Raw genomic sequence first — 15,572 nt, forward strand, 5'->3', positions numbered from 1 at the left:
CTCCGGCCCCCCTTTCCCATTTTGCCGGCGCATCAGCCGCAGTGCGGGCTCCACCATTTCTGCCCGGCCCTTTCCTTCTCCGCGTCGCGCCTGGCGAGGAGTGCAAGCCCCTCCAGACCGACGGCGATCGCATCGTCGATCCCCTGCGATACGCCGACCTTCTGGGTGATCGAGCTGTTGCAGACCGTGCAGATCGAACCGCCGCGCGCATGGAAGAGCTGAGCAAGGGTCAGGATGGCGGCCGTCTCGCGTTCGACGTTGAGCACGCCTGCGTTCACCCAATGCTCGACAACGCCTTCGTTGGGCAGGTACCCCATAACCGGGCGGCCCTGTCCACAGTAGATCGCATCGTTGGAGCGGGTGATGCCGACATGATAGCGGAGGGAACGGGCCTGCGCCGATTCGATCATCGGCAGCATCAGCTCATAGCTGGCGATGGCGGGGTAGCAGGCGTCGATATATTCCTTGGTAAGGCCCTCGTCGCGGACCGCGCCGGAGGTGATGACAATGTCGCCGACGTTGAGGTCGGGGCGCTGGGTGCCCGAGGTGCCGATGCGCAGGAAGGTGTCCACGCCGCCGTACTGCATGAGGTCCACCATTGCGATCTCGGTGTCCGCGCCGCCGCTGCCGGTGGAACAGACGATGATCTGCGCGTCCTGATAGCAGCCGCTGAGGACGGTGAACATCGAATTGCGGGTGATCTCCCTGACGTCGGTCATCGAGTCGGCGATGACGTCCGCCGCATCCTTGGAAAAGCCCAGCGGATCGCGGACCGCCAGGATCGCATACCTGCCCAGTTTGTCTCCGCGCCTGAGTCCCGTCAGGACCGCTTTCCCATCCACCTCAAAGAGGGGCGGCTCGTTTCGATTGATCTTGCTCATAAGAGTCCTTCCTTTCTATTCCATCGGTTATTTCAGCTTTGCCAGTTCCACCGCGATGTTCGACGCGGCGACCGCGTTGTTGAAGACAAGACGGATATTCGCTTCCAGGCTTTCGCCGCCTGTGATCTTCTGGATTGCATCGAGCAGGAAGGGGGTGATCTCCTTGCCCTTGACCCCCCGGCGCTCCGCATCCGCGACCGCCTCGTCAATCTTGCCGTTGATGTAGTCCGCGTCCATCGCGTACTGCTCCGGAATGGGATTTGCCACGAGCATGCCGCCGGGGATCTCCATCTTCCGCTTGGCGTAAAAGGAGGCCGCGATCTCGCGCGGCGTATCCAATCGGTAATCGACCCCAAAGCCGCTTTTCCGCGTGTAGAAGGCGGGCATCTCCGAAGTCTGGTAGCCGACAACCGGAACCCCCTTGGTCTCGAGGTATTCGAGGGTGCGGCCGATGTCGAGGATCGACTTGGCCCCGGCGCAGACGACGAGCACCGGCGTCTGCGCCAGTTCCTCGAGGTCCGCGGAAATGTCCATCGTGTTCTCCCCGCCACGGTGCACCCCGCCGACGCCGCCCGTGCAGAAGACGGAAATGCCGGCCAGGTGCGCGACGATCATCGTCGCAGCCACCGTGGTGGCGCCGTCCCTGCCAAGTGCGTGCAGGATGGGCAGGTCGCGGCGGCTCGCCTTGATGACCTCCGTCCCCTTTTTGCCGAGGTGGATGATCTCCTCCTCGCTGAGTCCCGCTTTGAGCTTCCCGCCGATCACCGCAATCGTCGCGGGCACGGCCCCCTGCTCCCGCACGACCCGTTCGACCGCGAGCGCGGTCTCAACATTCTTCGGGTAGGGCATGCCGTGGGAGATGATCGTCGACTCGAGCGCAACGACAGGCTTTCCCGCCGCCAGGGCGGCTTCGACCTCGGGCGAGCACTCCAAAAACTCCTTAGAAAGCAATGTGCGCATCCTCCTTTATTGTTTCGACCCGGAGTGGGACGAACGGAACATGTCCAGCGCGACCGCGCCGACGATGATGAACCCGAGCGCGACCTTCTGCCAGTAGGCGTTGACCTCCATGAGGTTGAGGCCGTTGTTGATCAGGCCCATGATGAGCGCGCCCGCCAGCGTGTTCATGACGCTGCCCTTGCTCGCGCCGCCGACAAAGACGGCGGCCAGCGCCTGCAGGGACAGGTCCGAGCCGGACGACGGCTGTCCCGACGAGAGCCGCGCGGTCAGCAGCAGGCCGCCCATCGCGCTCATGAGACCCGCGATCGCAAAGACGGCGATCTTGGTCCTGTGCACGCTGATGCCCGACAGGTTCGCCGCGGTCGGATTTTCGCCGACGGCCAGCACATTGCGTCCAAAGGCGGTATATTTTAAAACAAACGCGCCGATCAGGAAGACGATCACCAAAATGATCGACGGGACGGGGATCGGGCCGACATAGCCGCGCCCGAAGACCGCGAAGGAATCTGGCAGCCCGGTGATCGGCTGGCTGTTGGTGAGCAGAAGCACGACGCCCGCCAGCGCATACTGCATGCCGAGAGTCGCGATGAACGACTGCACGCGCAGCTTGGTGACGATGAGCCCCATCAGCGCGCCGACGACCGTACCGGCCGCAAGGGAAATGACCATCGCGAGGTAGATGTTCATCCCGGCCCTCATGATCAGCATCGCGCAGCCGCATCCCGCGAGCACCGCCAGCGAGCTCTGGCTCAGGTCGATCTCGCCGCAGAGCACGACATAGGTCGCGCCGAGCGCCACAACGGCGTTTACACAGATCTGCCGCACCACGTTGATCAGGTTCGCGGGAAGCAGAAATTTTTCGTTGGCAAACGCGAGAAGGATGAAGAGAATGATAAAAACCAGCCATACGCCGAGCTTGTTCCAGGCGTAACTCACCATCTTCCCCGCGGTCAGGTTTCTCTTTTGGGCTCCGCCGCTCATGACGCCGTCCCTCCTACCGCATATTCTGTAATCCGCTGCTGGGAAAAGTCCTTCCGTTCCACCGTCCCGGCAACCTCGCCCTCCCGCATCACGATGATGCGGTCGCTGATCCCCATGACCTCCTCCATCTCGGAGGAGACCACGATGACGGCCTTGCCTTCCGACGCCAGCCGGTTGATGATCTCATAGATTTCCCGTTTGGCCCCCACGTCGATCCCGCGGGTCGGCTCGTCCAAAATGACGATCTCCGAATCGGAGAAGAGCCACTTGGCCACAACCACCTTCTGCTGGTTGCCGCCGCTGAGGTAGACGACCCGTTGATTAATCGACGGGGTGGCGATGTGCAGACTCTTCACATAGTCCTCCGAGACCTGCTGCTCCTTCTTCATGTTGAGCATCCGCATCCGCTGGATTTTGCGGATGGCAACCAGCGTGATGTTGAACCGCACCGGCAGCGAAAGCAGTAGCCCCTCTCCCTTGCGGTCCTCGGTGACAAAGCCGATCCGGGACCGGATGCCGTCCCGTGTGGTGGCCACGGCCGCCTCGCGGCCGTTGATGAGAATCCTGCCCGACCTGCGTTTGTCCGCCCCGAAGATGAGGCGCATCGTCTCGGTGCGTCCCGAGCCGACCAGCCCGGCGAAGCCGACGACTTCCCCGTGGCGCACCTCGAAGGAGACGTCCCTGACCCGTCTTCCGTCCGAGAGGTGCTCCACCTTGAGGCAGACCTCCCCGATCTCCGCATTCCGCGCGGGGAACTGCTGGGTGAGCTCCCGTCCGATCATCATCGCGATCAGTTCGTCCTTGGTGGTCTCCTTCACCTCACGCGTGCCGATGTAGCAGCCGTCGCGCAGGACGGTCAGCCGGTCGGCCACCCGGAAGATTTCCTCCAGCCGGTGGGTGATGAAGATCACCGCGACCCCCTGCTCCTTCAGCGTCCCGATGATCGAAAACAGGATTTCCGTTTCCCGCGAGGTGAGCGAGGAGGTCGGCTCATCCATAATGACGACCTTCGCGTCGACGCTCACCGCTTTGGCGATCTCCACCATCTGCTGGCGGGCGATGCTCAGCTCGCCCACCGGACTCCTGACGTCGCCGTCAATGCCGAGCCGCCGGAAAAGCGCCTGCGCGTCGTCGAACATCTTTTTCCACTGGACGATGCCGCGGGCCCTCGGCTGCCGGCCGAGGAAGATGTTCTCCGCGACCGTCAGGCTGCCCATCAGGTTGAGCTCCTGGTGGATGATCGAAATCCCCAGCCTTTCGGCCGCCTTCGGGGTGCCGATCTCCACCTCCCGCCCGTTAAAAAGGATGGTGCCGCCGTCCTTTTTATAGGCGCCCGAAAGGATCTTCATGAGCGTCGATTTGCCCGCGCCGTTCTCCCCGACCAGGGCGTGGACCTCTCCGCGGCGGATGGTCAGGTCGACGTCGGTCAGCGCCTTGACGCCCGGAAATTCCTTGCAGACCCCTTTCAATACGAGCACATTCCCGTCGTGATTTTCCTGCATGGCAATGTTCCTTTCCTCAGAACCCGCGGGCCCGGGACGGCCGCCCGTCCCGGAAACCCGCAGGCGAAGGGAGTTTCGCTTTTATTTGCTGCCGAGGATATCCTCGGTGGTCAGCGCGCCCTGCGCACAGTAAACGCCCGACTCGTAGGGAGTGGATTTTTCAAAGGTCGCCCCATTGTAGAGGTAGTCCTCGATGTTCTGGATGGTCTGCTGGGCCATGCCCGCGGGAAGCTGCATGACGCTCGCGATGTACTGGGTGCCCTTGTCGATCAGTTCGACCTCCTCATCCTCGCAGTCAAAGCCGACGATTTTGACCTCGGGACGGTTGGCCGCGACGCAGGCGTCATACGCGCCCAAGCCGCCCTGCGCGTTCGCCGCGAAAACCAGGTCAAGTTCCGGATAGGTCACGAGCGCATCCTCGCAGGAGGTCATATAGCTCTCGCGGGAGTCTCCGAGGTACTCGTTGAGCACCTCCACCGTGAGGCCGCCCTCCTCGAGGCCCTTGACGAACCCGTCGGCGCGGTTGCGTCCGTTGGAGGTCGCGGTGGTAAAGGAGATCATCCTGACGGCTTCCTTTCCCGCCTCCTTCATCTGCCCGGCGGCCCAGTATCCGCCGTTGTAGCCCGCGTCGAAATCGACGGTCCCGATGTTGGTCACATAGTCCCCATCGGGCGGCAGCGAACCGGTGTCGATCAGAAATACGGGGATGTTCGCCGCCTTGCACTGCTCGAAGACATCCTGCAGCGAGTCGCCGTACCAGCTTGCGATCACGAGCGCGTCGATGTCCTTGAGGGTGAGGTCGAGGCAGTCGTTAACCGTCTTTTCCACGTCCATGCCCGCGTCGGTATAGACATAGTCCCAGCCTTTTTCCTTGCAGGCCGCCTCAAACCCGTCGAGCATCTTCACATAGTAGGGGAACGTCAGCGTGATGATGGAAAATCCAATCTTCAGCTGTTTTTCCTCTCCCGGCGCGACAGCCTCCGTTTTGTCCGCCGGGACTTCGTCCGCGGGAGCCGCCGAAGGCGCCGCGGGCTGCTCCGCCGCCCCCTTCATCGAACAGCCTGAGAGCGGCATGACCGCCATGACGACCGCCAGCAGCAGCGCGAGCATTTTCTTTCCGTTCATTCTGATCTCTCCTTTTCATTTCACTTCCCCACCCGGGGAATCGGCGCGTCCGGAGGGCTCGCCCGGCCGAACGCTTCACACACATAGATGTCGGGCCCGATCGCCCGTCCACGTATGGCCGGCTCCACTGCCGGCTCAGAGAAAGTACCTGGTTTTCGACGCGGTGATCTTCCGCGTCCCCTGCATCACCTCCAGCATATATTGTTCGCTGAGCTCCTCATTGACGACCGGTTCGCCCGCGGTACAGATGCCGGCCGCCGCCAGCCCCGCGCAGGCGGATTCCCGAAGGTCCATCCCGCGCATCCGCGCCCACACGAGCGCGGCCATAAAACTGTCCCGCGCGCCCGTTTTGTTGACGACCTCCGCCGGGTAGCCGGGAAGCCGCCAGGCACCGGTCTCATCCGCGCAGTAGGCTCCCGACGAAAGGGTGATGTAAACATGCCTGACCCCCCGGTCCAGCAGCTGTCTGGCCGTCACTTCCACGTCGGCCTTTTCGTCGGGCTCCCGACCGAGCAGCAGCTGGACCTCCAGCCGGTCCGCTTTGAGCGTATCGATCCGGTCAAGAATCCCGCGCAGCTTGTGGGCCTTGGCCACCGAGATCGTCTCTGCGAAGAGCGGTACGCGGCAGTTGTCCGCCAAAAAGCGAAGGGCATCCTCGGTGAGGTTTGTATCCACCACGCAGGTGTGCGCCCGGTTGATGACCCCCATGCGCTGTGCGAGCAGCGCCGGGGTGAGATGTTCATAGATGTCCATGCTCGAGATGCCCACCACCGGGTCCCCCCGGTGATCCACCACCGAAAGATAGGTTGACGTCGCGGCGTTGACCACCGTGATCGCGTCCTTGACGTCGATACCGAGATCACGGCAGTTCTGCCGGAGCTTTTCCGCATAGAGATCGTCGCCGAAGGCGGTGACCAGCTTGACGTCCAGGCCCAGAAGACGCATGCCGTGCGCCTCGTTCCGCCCCACGCCGCCGGCCGTGTGCTCCACCCTGCCCGGGTTGGAATCGTGCGGGACGACCTCCCCGCTGGCATAGCCGGCGATATCCATATTGACGCCGCCGACAACCACCGCATAGGGGCGTTTCTGCACGACATAGCCCTTTCCCTGGATCATGCCCTTCTTCATCAAATTGGAAATGTGCACCGAAACGGACGACCGGGTGATGCCCGCGCGGTCGGCAAGCTCCTGCTGGGACATCATCGGGTTTTCCTCGATCCAGGAGAGCAGTTCCCGTTCCCTGTCGGTTACCATCTGTCCCACCTCCGATCTAAGCATTTGCGTATTTACGTAACCATTTCCTTATATTTTCATCATAGCCAGCGCCGCAAAACAAGTCAACATTCTTTTCAACAAAATTCGACAAAAAATTCCGTTAAATTCACTAAATTTTGAGGATATTTTACCATCAATTGTATATTTTGATTCTATTTCCCCAATTGCAGGCACGCTTTCCACCATTTGCGCGCCTAAGCATTGTGCAAAAAAACGGGCTCCCGCAATATGCGGGAGCCCGTTTTACTCTTCAGAATCATGTTTCGTCCAGAACCTCGCCCGACGTCGAGACGACCGTCACCTGCCAGGGGATCCATTTCCCGCTGGCCTGCAGGGCGCCACGGACGGCGTTTTCGATCCCGCCGCAGCAGGGCACCTCCATGCGCACCACATGGACGCTTTTGACGTCGTTTTCGCGGAGGATCTCCGTCAGCTTATCGGCGTAGTCGCCCTCGTCGAGCTTGGGGCAGCCGACGAGCACGACGCGGTTTTTCATGAACCGCCGGTGGAAATCTCCATGGGCAAAGGCGGTGCAGTCGGCCGCGACGAGCAGATGCGCGCCGTCAAAATAGGGCGCGTTCACCGGTACCAGCTTCAGCTGTACCGGCCACTGGCGCAGTTCGCTCGCCATCTCCGCCGCGGGCGCGGATACGGCCTCGTCCCGCCGGGGATGCTCGATCGTTTTGACCTGGCTGCCCGGACAGCCGCAGGGCAGCGCCTTTTCCGCTTTCACGTTTTCCGCCTTCGCGGCGAGCACCGCCGCATGGTCGTAGGCGGGAGCCTCCCGCTCCTCAAAGGAGATCGCACCCGCCGGACAGGCGGGCAGGCAGTCCCCCAGGCCGTCGCAGTAGTCCTCCCGCAGGAGCCTTGCCTTCCCGTCCACCATGCCGATCGCGCCCTCGTGGCAGGCGTCCGCGCACAGTCCGCAGCCGTTGCATTTCTCTTCGTCTATCGTGATGATTCTGCGTTTCATTGTCGTCATCCTCCCTTTCCGTCCTCAGGATAACGGATTTTATTGATGAAGTCTGTTGTTTTTCCAACAGATTGAAAAAAGGACGCATTTTTCCGAAAACCACGACCTTATCCCGTGCCCAAACGGCCGGTATAATAAAATCAACAGAATTCATACCAGAGGAGGGTGCCTATGGCAAGCTATTACGCCGCCGTGGATATCGGCGCCTCGAGCGGCCGGCTGATCCTGGGCTGGCTCGAGGACGGAACGCTCCGGCTGCGGGAGGTCCACCGGTTCCAGAACCGGCTCGTCAAGACCGGCGGACATCTCTGCTGGGAGATCGACCGGCTCTTTTCCGAGATCGTGGCGGGCCTCAAACGGTGCGTCGAGCTCGGGATGCCCCCGCAGAGCGTCGGCGTCGACACCTGGGGCGTCGACTACGTGCTCCTTGACAAGGACGGCGGCCGCATCGGCGACGCGGTCGCCTACCGCGACGGGCGCACCGCCGGGATGGACGCGGAGGTCGCGAAGCTGATCCCCCCGGAGGAGCTTTACGCGCGCACCGGCATCCAGAAGCAGCCCTTCAACACGATCTACCAGCTCGCCGCGCTCAAAAAGGAGCATCCGGAGCAGCTCGAGCAGGCCGCGCGTCTGCTGATGGTGCCCGACTATTTCCACTACCTGCTCTCGGGCGCGATGAAAAACGAGTACACCAACGCGACCACCTCCCAGCTCGTGAACATCGCTTCGCGCGACTGGGACTGGGAGCTGCTCGACCTGATCGGCGTCCCCAGGCGGCTGTTCGAGCCGGTGTCGGCGCCGGGAACGCCCGCCGGGCGGCTGCGGCCGGAGCTTCGGGCGCAGGTGGGCTTCGACTGCGAGGTCGTCCTGCCCGCCACCCACGACACCGCCTCCGCGGTCATGTCGGTCCCCTGCCCGGACGGCGACGCGATCTACCTGAGTTCGGGCACCTGGTCGCTGATCGGGATCGAGCGAACGACGCCCGACTGCTCGGAAAAGAGCCGCGGCAAAAACTTTACCAACGAGGGCGGCTACGATTACCGCTACCGCTACCTCAAGAACATCATGGGCCTCTGGATGATCCAGTCGGTCAAACGGGAGCTTGGCGGCAAATACACCTTCGACGACCTGTGCGACATGGCGATCGCCGCCGACCGCTTCACCACCCGGGTGGACGTGAACGCCCCCGAATTCCTCGCGCCCGACTCGATGATTGGCGCGGTGCGCGAGGTCTGCCGCAAAAGCGGCCAGCCCGTCCCGAACGACCCGGGCGAATTGATGAACTGCATCTACCACAGCCTGGCCAAAAGCTACGGCGAGGCGGTGCGGGAGATCGAGACGCTCACCGGGCGCGCCTATGAGGACCTGCACATCGTCGGGGGCGGCACCAAGGACGACTACCTCAACCGCCTGACCCGCCAGTACACCGGCAAACGGGTGCACACCGGTCCGACCGAGGCGACCGTCGTTGGCAACCTGCTCGCGCAGATGCTCCGGGACGGCGTGTTCCCCTCCCTCTCCGAGGCGCGCCGCGCGGTCGCAAATTCATTCGACATCAAGGAAGTGAGGAATTACAATGAGTAACCGTTATCAGGAAGCCAAGGAACGCTACGCAAAGCTCGGCGTCGACACCGAGGAGGCGATCCGCAGGCTGCAAAACGTCTCGCTCTCGATGCACTGCTGGCAGGGGGACGACGTGCGCGGCTTTGAGGACGCCGAGCTCACGGGCGGCATCCAGGCCACCGGCAACTATCCGGGCCGGGCGCGCACCCCCGGGGAACTGATGGCCGACATCGACGAGGCGCTGCGCCTCATCCCCGGCACCCACCGCATCAACCTGCACGCGAGCTACGCGCTGACCGGCGGAAAGCACGTCCCCAAGAGCGAGCTTCTGCCCGAGCACTTCGCGGGCTGGGTGGAGTTCGCCCGTCAGCGCGGGCTGGGCCTCGACTTCAACCCCACCCTCTTCTCCGACGATATGGTCGTCGACAACCTGACCCTCTCCAGCCCCGACGGGGCGGTGCGCCGCTTCTGGATCGACCACTGCAAGGCCTGCCGCCGCATCGGCGAATACTTCGGCCGCGAGCTCGGAACCACCTGCCTCGTGAACATCTGGATCCCCGACGGCTTCAAGGACGTCCCCGCCGACCGGCTGGGCCCCCGCCGCCGCCTCAAGGAGGCGCTCGACGAAATCTACTCCGAAAAGCTCGACCCCCGGTACATTGCCGACTCGGTCGAAAGCAAGGTGTTCGGCATCGGCGTGGAGAGCTGCACGGTCGGTTCCCACGAGTTCTATATGAATTACGCGGCAAAGAACGGCGTGCTCTGCCTGCTGGACAACGGCCACTTCCACCCCACCGAGATGGTCTCGGATAAGCTCCCCTCGATGCTCCTCTTTTTCGATAAGGTCGCGCTGCACGTGACCCGTCCCGTCCGCTGGGACAGCGACCACGTCGTCCTCTTCGACGACGAGCTGCGGGAAATCGCCAAGGAGATCGTCCGCTGCGACGCGCTCGATCGGGTGATGATCGGGCTCGACTACTTCGACGCGAGCATCAACCGCATCTCCGCCTGGGTGGTCGGGATGCGCAACATGCAGAAGGCCCTGCTCTGCGCCCTGCTGACCCCCCACGGGATGATGCGCGGCTTGCAGGACGCCTCCGATTACACCCGGCTGATGATGCTCAGCGAGGAGCTCAAATTCTACCCCTACGCGGACGTGTGGGCGGAGTTCTGCGAACGCTGCGGCGTGGCCGCCGACGAGGGCTGGTTCTCCGAAATCTCCCACTATGAAAAGGACGTCCTCCAGGGCCGCAACTGACGGTTTCCCACCATCTTTCTTCCTCCAAATAAAGCGAACGGGGAATCCGCATGGATTCCCCGTTCGCCGTTTCTCCCATTCCCAATTCCATTCCCTCAGACCCGCAGGCGTTCGCCCCGGCTGTGTCCGGCGCGGTATTCCCGCGGGCTGATCTGATATTTCTCCCGGAAAAGCCGGTAGAAATAGCTGCTGTTCTCATACCCCACCGCGTAGACGATGTCGCTGACCGGCAGGGTGGTGTCGCAGAGCAGTTCGAGCGCCACCTGGAACCGCTTGCGCTGCTGCATGTCCTTGAAGGTCGCGCCGAACGTCTGCTTGATGAACCGGCTGAGCCCCGACGGCGACTGGTTGAGCATGTCCGCCAGCCCCGCGAGAGTGCCGCCGCGGTAGTGCTCCTCGATGTACTTCATCACCATCGCGGCGATCATGTTTTCATACTGGTTCTCCTCGCTCTCCTCAATGCGGTCGGCGAAGTTTAAAAGCTGTAGGAAGAGCAGCCCCATCGTCGTCTGGTTGATCTCCCGCTCGTTGCCCTGGTGGTAGACGAGCGCGTAGACCATGTTTTCCACGAGGTTCTGCACCGGCAGCACCCCCGCCACCTTGAAATGCAGGTACTTGCCGCTGCAGGAGGACTGCCGCAGCACCCCCAGCAGAAACCGCGTGAGCACGTTTTCCCCGCTGATCATCCGGAAGGCGGTGTCAAAGAACTCGGGCAGCACGATGAAGTTGACCCCGATGTCCCCCTCCCCGGTCGGGAGGATCTCATGGTAGGCGTGCTGGTTGAGGAAGAGCAGGTCCCCCTTCCGGAGCACGACCTCCTTCTGTCCGTCGATGATGTGGGTCGTGCTGCCCTCGCACATGTACATGATCTCGATGTAGTTGTGCTTGTGGCGCGGGAACCCGGTGAAGCGGGTGTGGGTGCGCACCCGGATCAGCTCCCCGTTCGCCAGCATCCGGCCGCTCTCGACCGTGAAGCTGTCGCTACCGGTGTAGAGCTTCCGGTCGATGCCCGTGCCGTCGAGGATCTTCTGTTCCTCCGGCGTGACCTCGCGCAGCAGCCGCAGCAGCTCCGCGTCCATCCAACCCCCTCCTTTCCGCGTCAGCCGTCCTCCCCCGCGTCCCGGCCGGGATATTCGGTCGGCCACATGCCCGTCTCCTTTTTAAAGATGCGGGAGAAATAGTACTGGTTCGCATAGCCCACCGCCTGCGCGATCTCCTTGATCAGCATGTCCGGGTGGGCCTTCATCAGCCGGATGGCCATCTCCACCCGGTACTTCGTCAAAAACTCCGACGGGGTCACGCCCCGGTGCCTGCGGAATATTTTGCTGATGTAGTTGGGCACGAAGCCGAATTTATTCGCAAGCATCTCGTTTGAGATCGGCTTTTCGTAGTTGTCGATCAGGTACTGCTCCATCTCCGCGACGACCGCCTCCTGGCTCTTCTTGGCCTCGCCGCCGCTCTGGCGCATCCCGAGGAGGATCTCCGACACCCGTCCGCCGAGGGACGCAAAGTCCATGCTCCCGAGCACCGCCTCGCTGAGGCGCGTCTTGACGTCAAGATAGCTCTCCGAGTTGTCCCCGATGCGGCTGTCCCCGATGATCGTCTCGAGCAGGCGCATGAAGTCGAACTGCGTCTGCCCCTCCCGCTCGGACACGGCGAGCATTTCTGCAACCGCGGCGGAAAGCTGCTCCGCGCTGCCCGCGCAGATCGCCTCCACCACCCGGTTGACCGGGAAGCTCGAAAGGGGGATCGCCTTCCCCGGACGCCTGGCGCCGCCCGGCGCGTCCCACAGAAGCTGGGAGGCGCACAGCCGGATCTCCCGGTAGAGCAGGGTGCGCAGGTCGCTGATCGTCTGCGCCACCTCGGAGATCGGCACCGGTTCCACACGCGCCGCGACGGTGATCGGCAGCGGCGTCATTTCCGTCAGCCGGCGGTAGAGCGTTTCGATCGCCGCGCGCGCCGAATCGGGGCTGCGCGTCTCAATCACGACGATCCGCTCGGTCTTGGACTTCCCGGAGAAGGGCAGCACGCTGTCCCGTTCGGGCACGATCGAGCGGAGCAGCTCCTCAAGCCGCACCTCCCGCCAGAACTTCCGCCCCGGCGCCTCGAGGTCGTCGGAGGTCAGCGGCATCGCGCCCGCGTTCACGAGCAGCGTCACGCAGTCGGCCTGCGCGGCGGACGCCTCGCCGTTGCCCTCGATCAGGCCGGAGAGCTGGTCGCGCTTTTTGAGGTAAGCCCTGTTGCGGCAGAGGATCTCCAGCTTGCCCAGCAGGGCGGACATCTTTTCAAACGAGACCGGCTTGAGCAGGTAGTCGAACGCCTGGAAGCGCACCGCCTTCTGCGCGTACTCGAACTCCTGGTAGCCGCTGAGCAGCACGGTGACGACCTCCGGATAGTCCCTCTGGATGTTTTCCAGCAGCTCGAGGCCGTCCATGACGGGCATGCGGATGTCGGTGAACACCACGTCCACCTCCCCGCGCCCGAGGCGCTCGAGCGCCGCCCTGCCGTTAATCTCGGTCCCGACCACCTGAAACGCGTCCGAATAGCGGCAGATCAGCTGTTTGACCGCGCGTGCGATCGGCGGCTCGTCTTCGACGATCAGTACCTTTATCATATCCAGTCCTCCGTCCCTGCTGTCCGGGCACGTCCTCTGCTTCCCATTATATGGCTCCCGCCGCGGGAAAGCAACCTTCCGCCCGCTTGTTGCATCTGCCTTGCGCAAAAGCTATAATAATAACCAGAAAATGAAAGACAGCCTGTTATCCATCGACATCTTAAGGGGGATTTACCAATGAAACTCCGCGCTCTCGGCGCCCTTTTTCTGGCGCTGCTCCTCGGCGGCTGCGGCGCCCAGCCGCAGCCCGCGCCCGAAGCGCCCCTGCCCGTCCCCGAGCCGCCCGTCTACGCCATCATCTCCAAGGAAAAATCCAACCCCTATATGCAGAACATGGCGGACGGGTTTTCCGCCGCCTGCCGGGAGCTCGGCGCCGAGGCGCTCTGCATGGGCCCCGACTCCTATACCGCGCAGGCCCAGATCGACATCATCGACGCGCTGATCGACCGGAAGGTGGACGCGATCGTCATCGCGGCCAACGACTCGGACGAGCTGCAGGACGCCCTCCAGCGCGCGATGGACGAGGGGATCGCGGTTCTCTCGCTCGACTCGGCCGTCAACAGGGAGAGCCGCATGCTCCACATCCAGCAGGCCGACCCCGAAAAGATCGGCCGGGTGCTCATCCAGGCCGCCTGCAAGATGGCGGACGGCGAGGGCAAGGCGGCGGTCCTGTCGGCCACGCGGCAGGCCACCAACCAGAACCTGTGGATCGAATGGATGCAGCGGGAGATCGAGCAGAACCCGTCGGTCTACGCGAAGTTTGAGCTGCTGCCCGTTGCCTACGGGGACGACGAGCCCGAAAAATCCCGTGAGGAGACGCTGCGGCTGCTCGAGGAAAACCCCGATCTCAAGGTGATCATCTCTCCGAGCGTCGTGGGGATGCTCGCCGTGGGCCAGACGCTCCAGGAGGAGGAGTCCCCCGTGCTCTTCACCGGGCTGGGGCTGCCCTCCGAGATCGCCCCCTACATCGAATCGGGAAGCTGCCCGTGGATGTACCTGTGGAACCCCATCGACCTCGGCTACCTCAGCGCCTACGCCGCCGACGGGCTTGCGACCGGCCGGATCACCGGCCGGGAGGGCGACAACCTCACCGCCGGGCGGCTCGGGCTGCGGGTGGTGGTCGACGCCGAGGACGGCGGCACCGAGCTGCTGCTGGGGGACCCGGTCAAGTTCGACCCGGACAACATCGGCGAATGGAAGTCCGTCTACTAGCCGCCCGAAAGAACGGCGGCGGGGCATCGCGGCACTGGGGCCGGGGGCTTAAACAGGTTCAGGGATGGGGGCGTGAAGCCCCCATCCCTTTTTGTGTTCTGCGAAGAATCAGTCGGCGGTGAGGTCGGTGAGGACCTCGCCGTCCTTGCCGATCATCTGGACGGCTGCGAAGATCTCCTTGTTGGTCGCGTCGTCATAGGAGAGGGAACCGCCGGTGCACAGGGTGTTCGCCAGCTCGACGCCCAGAGCGCCGATGCCCTTCGGGTCCTGCGCGACGGTGCCCTGCATGGTGCCGGCAGCGATCGCTTCCAGCGCGCCCGCGTCACCGTTGAAGCCGAAGAGGAGCACGTCGGAACGGCCCGCTTCCTGGAGCGCTTCCATCGCGCCCAGCGCCATCGGATCGTTGGCGGCGAAGACCGCGGCGATGTCCGGGTTGGCGGCAAGGATGTCCTGCATCGCCTCATAGCCCTTGGTCTGGTCGCTGTCGGCGGTGAGCTCCTGGACCATCGTGTAGCCCGCGTCGTTCATGACGTCCTTGAAGCCCTCGGGGCGGCGCGCGGCGTAGACCGCAGAAGCCTCGCAGCGGATGACGGCGTAGTTCTTGCTGGCGGTGCCCGCCGCTTTAAGCAGCTGGAGGGCGTATTTGCCGGCCATCCGGCCGCCGCCGTACATATCGGAAACGATGATGGCGTCCTTATCGGTGCCGCCGTCTCCGATGTCGCAGATGATGACGGGGATGCTCTTCTGCTTGGCGAGCTCGACGATCGAGCTGAGCGCCTCGGGCTTGCAGGGGGAGATCACGAGCGCGTCGACGCCTTCGTCGTTGATCAGGCGGGTCGCGCCGCTGACCATCTCGGTCTCGTCGTTCTGCTGGTCGTGGAGGATGACCTGGATGCCCATCTCCGCGGCCTTCTCCTCGACGCCGGCGGTCATGCTCTGGAAGAATTCCTGCTGGTTGTCGTAGACCGACCAGCCGAATTTGAGGCCGACGGTTTCAGCCGGGGTCTCGGCGGGCGCTTCGTCGGCGGGTGCCGCGGGAGCCGCGGGGGCCGCCGTGCTCGGGGCCGGAGCCGTGCCGCTGTCGGACGAGCAGGCCGCGAGGGAAATCGCCATTGCAAAACAGAGTACCAGAGCGAGGATTCGGGTCTTCTTTAACATGAATAATCCATCTCCCAATCTTTTCATTTTGTTTTCTCGGTTGATTTCTGCGGATGAACAGGTCACGCCG

Annotated in this window: 13 protein-coding genes; 3 read left to right on the forward strand and 10 right to left on the reverse strand. The window is 63.3% G+C overall.

Features of this window, described 5'->3' with window-relative positions; genetic code table 11:
• Positions 1-32: 32 nt before the first annotated feature.
• The 7 genes from RCI06_RS00780 to RCI06_RS00810 all read right to left on the reverse strand — a co-directional run bounded on the left by RCI06_RS00780 (position 33) and on the right by RCI06_RS00810 (position 7,697).
• Complete coding sequence (locus tag RCI06_RS00780; RefSeq protein ID WP_101550365.1) at positions 33-881, reverse strand: nucleoside phosphorylase; 849 nt, start codon at positions 879-881, stop codon at positions 33-35.
• Positions 882-908: 27 nt separating this feature from the next.
• Positions 909-1,832 carry a pseudouridine-5'-phosphate glycosidase gene (locus RCI06_RS00785; RefSeq protein WP_306573630.1) on the reverse strand — a complete coding sequence of 308 codons (924 nt, stop codon included), beginning with the start codon at positions 1,830-1,832 and terminating at the stop codon, positions 909-911.
• Between the two features lie 15 nt (positions 1,833-1,847).
• On the reverse strand, positions 1,848-2,822 hold the full coding sequence (locus tag RCI06_RS00790; protein WP_242970826.1) for an ABC transporter permease: 975 nt from the start codon (positions 2,820-2,822) through the stop codon (positions 1,848-1,850).
• Positions 2,819-4,324, reverse strand: a complete 1,506-nt coding sequence (locus tag RCI06_RS00795) for a sugar ABC transporter ATP-binding protein (RefSeq protein ID WP_276871522.1) — start codon at positions 4,322-4,324, stop codon at positions 2,819-2,821. The genes RCI06_RS00790 and RCI06_RS00795 overlap by 4 nt, the downstream gene beginning before the upstream one ends.
• 81 nt (positions 4,325-4,405) lie before the next feature.
• On the reverse strand, positions 4,406-5,449 hold the full coding sequence (locus RCI06_RS00800; RefSeq protein ID WP_121586226.1) for a sugar ABC transporter substrate-binding protein: 1,044 nt from the start codon (positions 5,447-5,449) through the stop codon (positions 4,406-4,408).
• Between the two features lie 135 nt (positions 5,450-5,584).
• A complete protein-coding gene (locus RCI06_RS00805) occupies positions 5,585-6,703 on the reverse strand; it encodes a PfkB family carbohydrate kinase (RefSeq protein ID WP_121586225.1) in 1,119 nt (372 codons plus the stop codon).
• A gap of 277 nt (positions 6,704-6,980) precedes the next feature.
• On the reverse strand, positions 6,981-7,697 hold the full coding sequence (locus RCI06_RS00810) for an ATP-binding protein (RefSeq protein WP_276871526.1): 717 nt from the start codon (positions 7,695-7,697) through the stop codon (positions 6,981-6,983).
• A 171-nt stretch (positions 7,698-7,868) separates the two neighbouring features.
• Between RCI06_RS00810 and rhaB the strand changes: the two genes are divergently transcribed.
• Together rhaB and RCI06_RS00820 are read left to right on the forward strand one after the other, a co-directional pair.
• Complete coding sequence (rhaB, locus tag RCI06_RS00815; protein ID WP_121586223.1) at positions 7,869-9,281, forward strand: rhamnulokinase; 1,413 nt, start codon at positions 7,869-7,871, stop codon at positions 9,279-9,281.
• Positions 9,268-10,518, forward strand: a complete 1,251-nt coding sequence (locus RCI06_RS00820) for an L-rhamnose isomerase (protein ID WP_306573700.1) — start codon at positions 9,268-9,270, stop codon at positions 10,516-10,518. The genes rhaB and RCI06_RS00820 overlap by 14 nt, the downstream gene beginning before the upstream one ends.
• A 95-nt stretch (positions 10,519-10,613) precedes the next feature.
• Here RCI06_RS00820 and RCI06_RS00825 read toward each other — a convergent pair whose 3' ends face one another.
• Positions 10,614-11,597, reverse strand: coding sequence for an AraC family transcriptional regulator (locus tag RCI06_RS00825; protein ID WP_121586221.1), 984 nt, complete (start codon positions 11,595-11,597; stop codon positions 10,614-10,616).
• Positions 11,598-11,617: 20 nt separating this feature from the next.
• Entirely contained in the window at positions 11,618-13,132 is a 1,515-nt protein-coding gene (locus tag RCI06_RS00830) for a response regulator (protein WP_256151878.1), read from the reverse strand.
• Positions 13,133-13,309: 177 nt separating this feature from the next.
• Here RCI06_RS00830 and RCI06_RS00835 point away from each other — a divergent pair, with 177 nt between their 5' ends.
• Entirely contained in the window at positions 13,310-14,344 is a 1,035-nt protein-coding gene (locus RCI06_RS00835) for a substrate-binding domain-containing protein (protein WP_121586219.1), read from the forward strand.
• A 108-nt stretch (positions 14,345-14,452) separates the two neighbouring features.
• Here the strand turns inward: RCI06_RS00835 and RCI06_RS00840 are convergent, their stop codons facing one another.
• Positions 14,453-15,502: a substrate-binding domain-containing protein gene (locus RCI06_RS00840; protein WP_306573634.1), complete on the reverse strand. Its 1,050-nt coding sequence runs from the start codon at positions 15,500-15,502 to the stop codon at positions 14,453-14,455.
• Positions 15,503-15,572: the final 70 nt, after the last annotated feature.

This window comes from Anaerotruncus massiliensis (ex Togo et al. 2026) (assembly GCF_030825285.1).
GTDB classification, from domain to species: Bacteria; Bacillota; Clostridia; order Oscillospirales; family Ruminococcaceae; genus Anaerotruncus; species Anaerotruncus massiliensis.

Bases quoted from the DNA above. Each gene is read 5' to 3' on its own strand.
- RCI06_RS00780 (WP_101550365.1), bottom strand. From the start codon at position 881: ATGAGCAAGATCAATCGAAACGAGCCGCCCCTCTTTGAGGTGGATGGG.
- RCI06_RS00790 (WP_242970826.1), bottom strand. From the start codon at position 2,822: ATGAGCGGCGGAGCCCAAAAGAGAAACCTGACCGCGGGGAAGATGGTG.
- RCI06_RS00795 (WP_276871522.1), bottom strand. From the start codon at position 4,324: ATGCAGGAAAATCACGACGGGAATGTGCTCGTATTGAAAGGGGTCTGC.
- RCI06_RS00800 (WP_121586226.1), bottom strand. From the start codon at position 5,449: ATGAACGGAAAGAAAATGCTCGCGCTGCTGCTGGCGGTCGTCATGGCG.
- RCI06_RS00805 (WP_121586225.1), bottom strand. From the start codon at position 6,703: ATGGTAACCGACAGGGAACGGGAACTGCTCTCCTGGATCGAGGAAAAC.
- RCI06_RS00810 (WP_276871526.1), bottom strand. From the start codon at position 7,697: ATGAAACGCAGAATCATCACGATAGACGAAGAGAAATGCAACGGCTGC.
- rhaB (WP_121586223.1), top strand. From the start codon at position 7,869: ATGGCAAGCTATTACGCCGCCGTGGATATCGGCGCCTCGAGCGGCCGG.
- RCI06_RS00825 (WP_121586221.1), bottom strand. From the start codon at position 11,597: ATGGACGCGGAGCTGCTGCGGCTGCTGCGCGAGGTCACGCCGGAGGAA.
- RCI06_RS00830 (WP_256151878.1), bottom strand. From the start codon at position 13,132: ATGATAAAGGTACTGATCGTCGAAGACGAGCCGCCGATCGCACGCGCG.
- RCI06_RS00835 (WP_121586219.1), top strand. From the start codon at position 13,310: ATGAAACTCCGCGCTCTCGGCGCCCTTTTTCTGGCGCTGCTCCTCGGC.
- RCI06_RS00840 (WP_306573634.1), bottom strand. From the start codon at position 15,502: ATGTTAAAGAAGACCCGAATCCTCGCTCTGGTACTCTGTTTTGCAATG.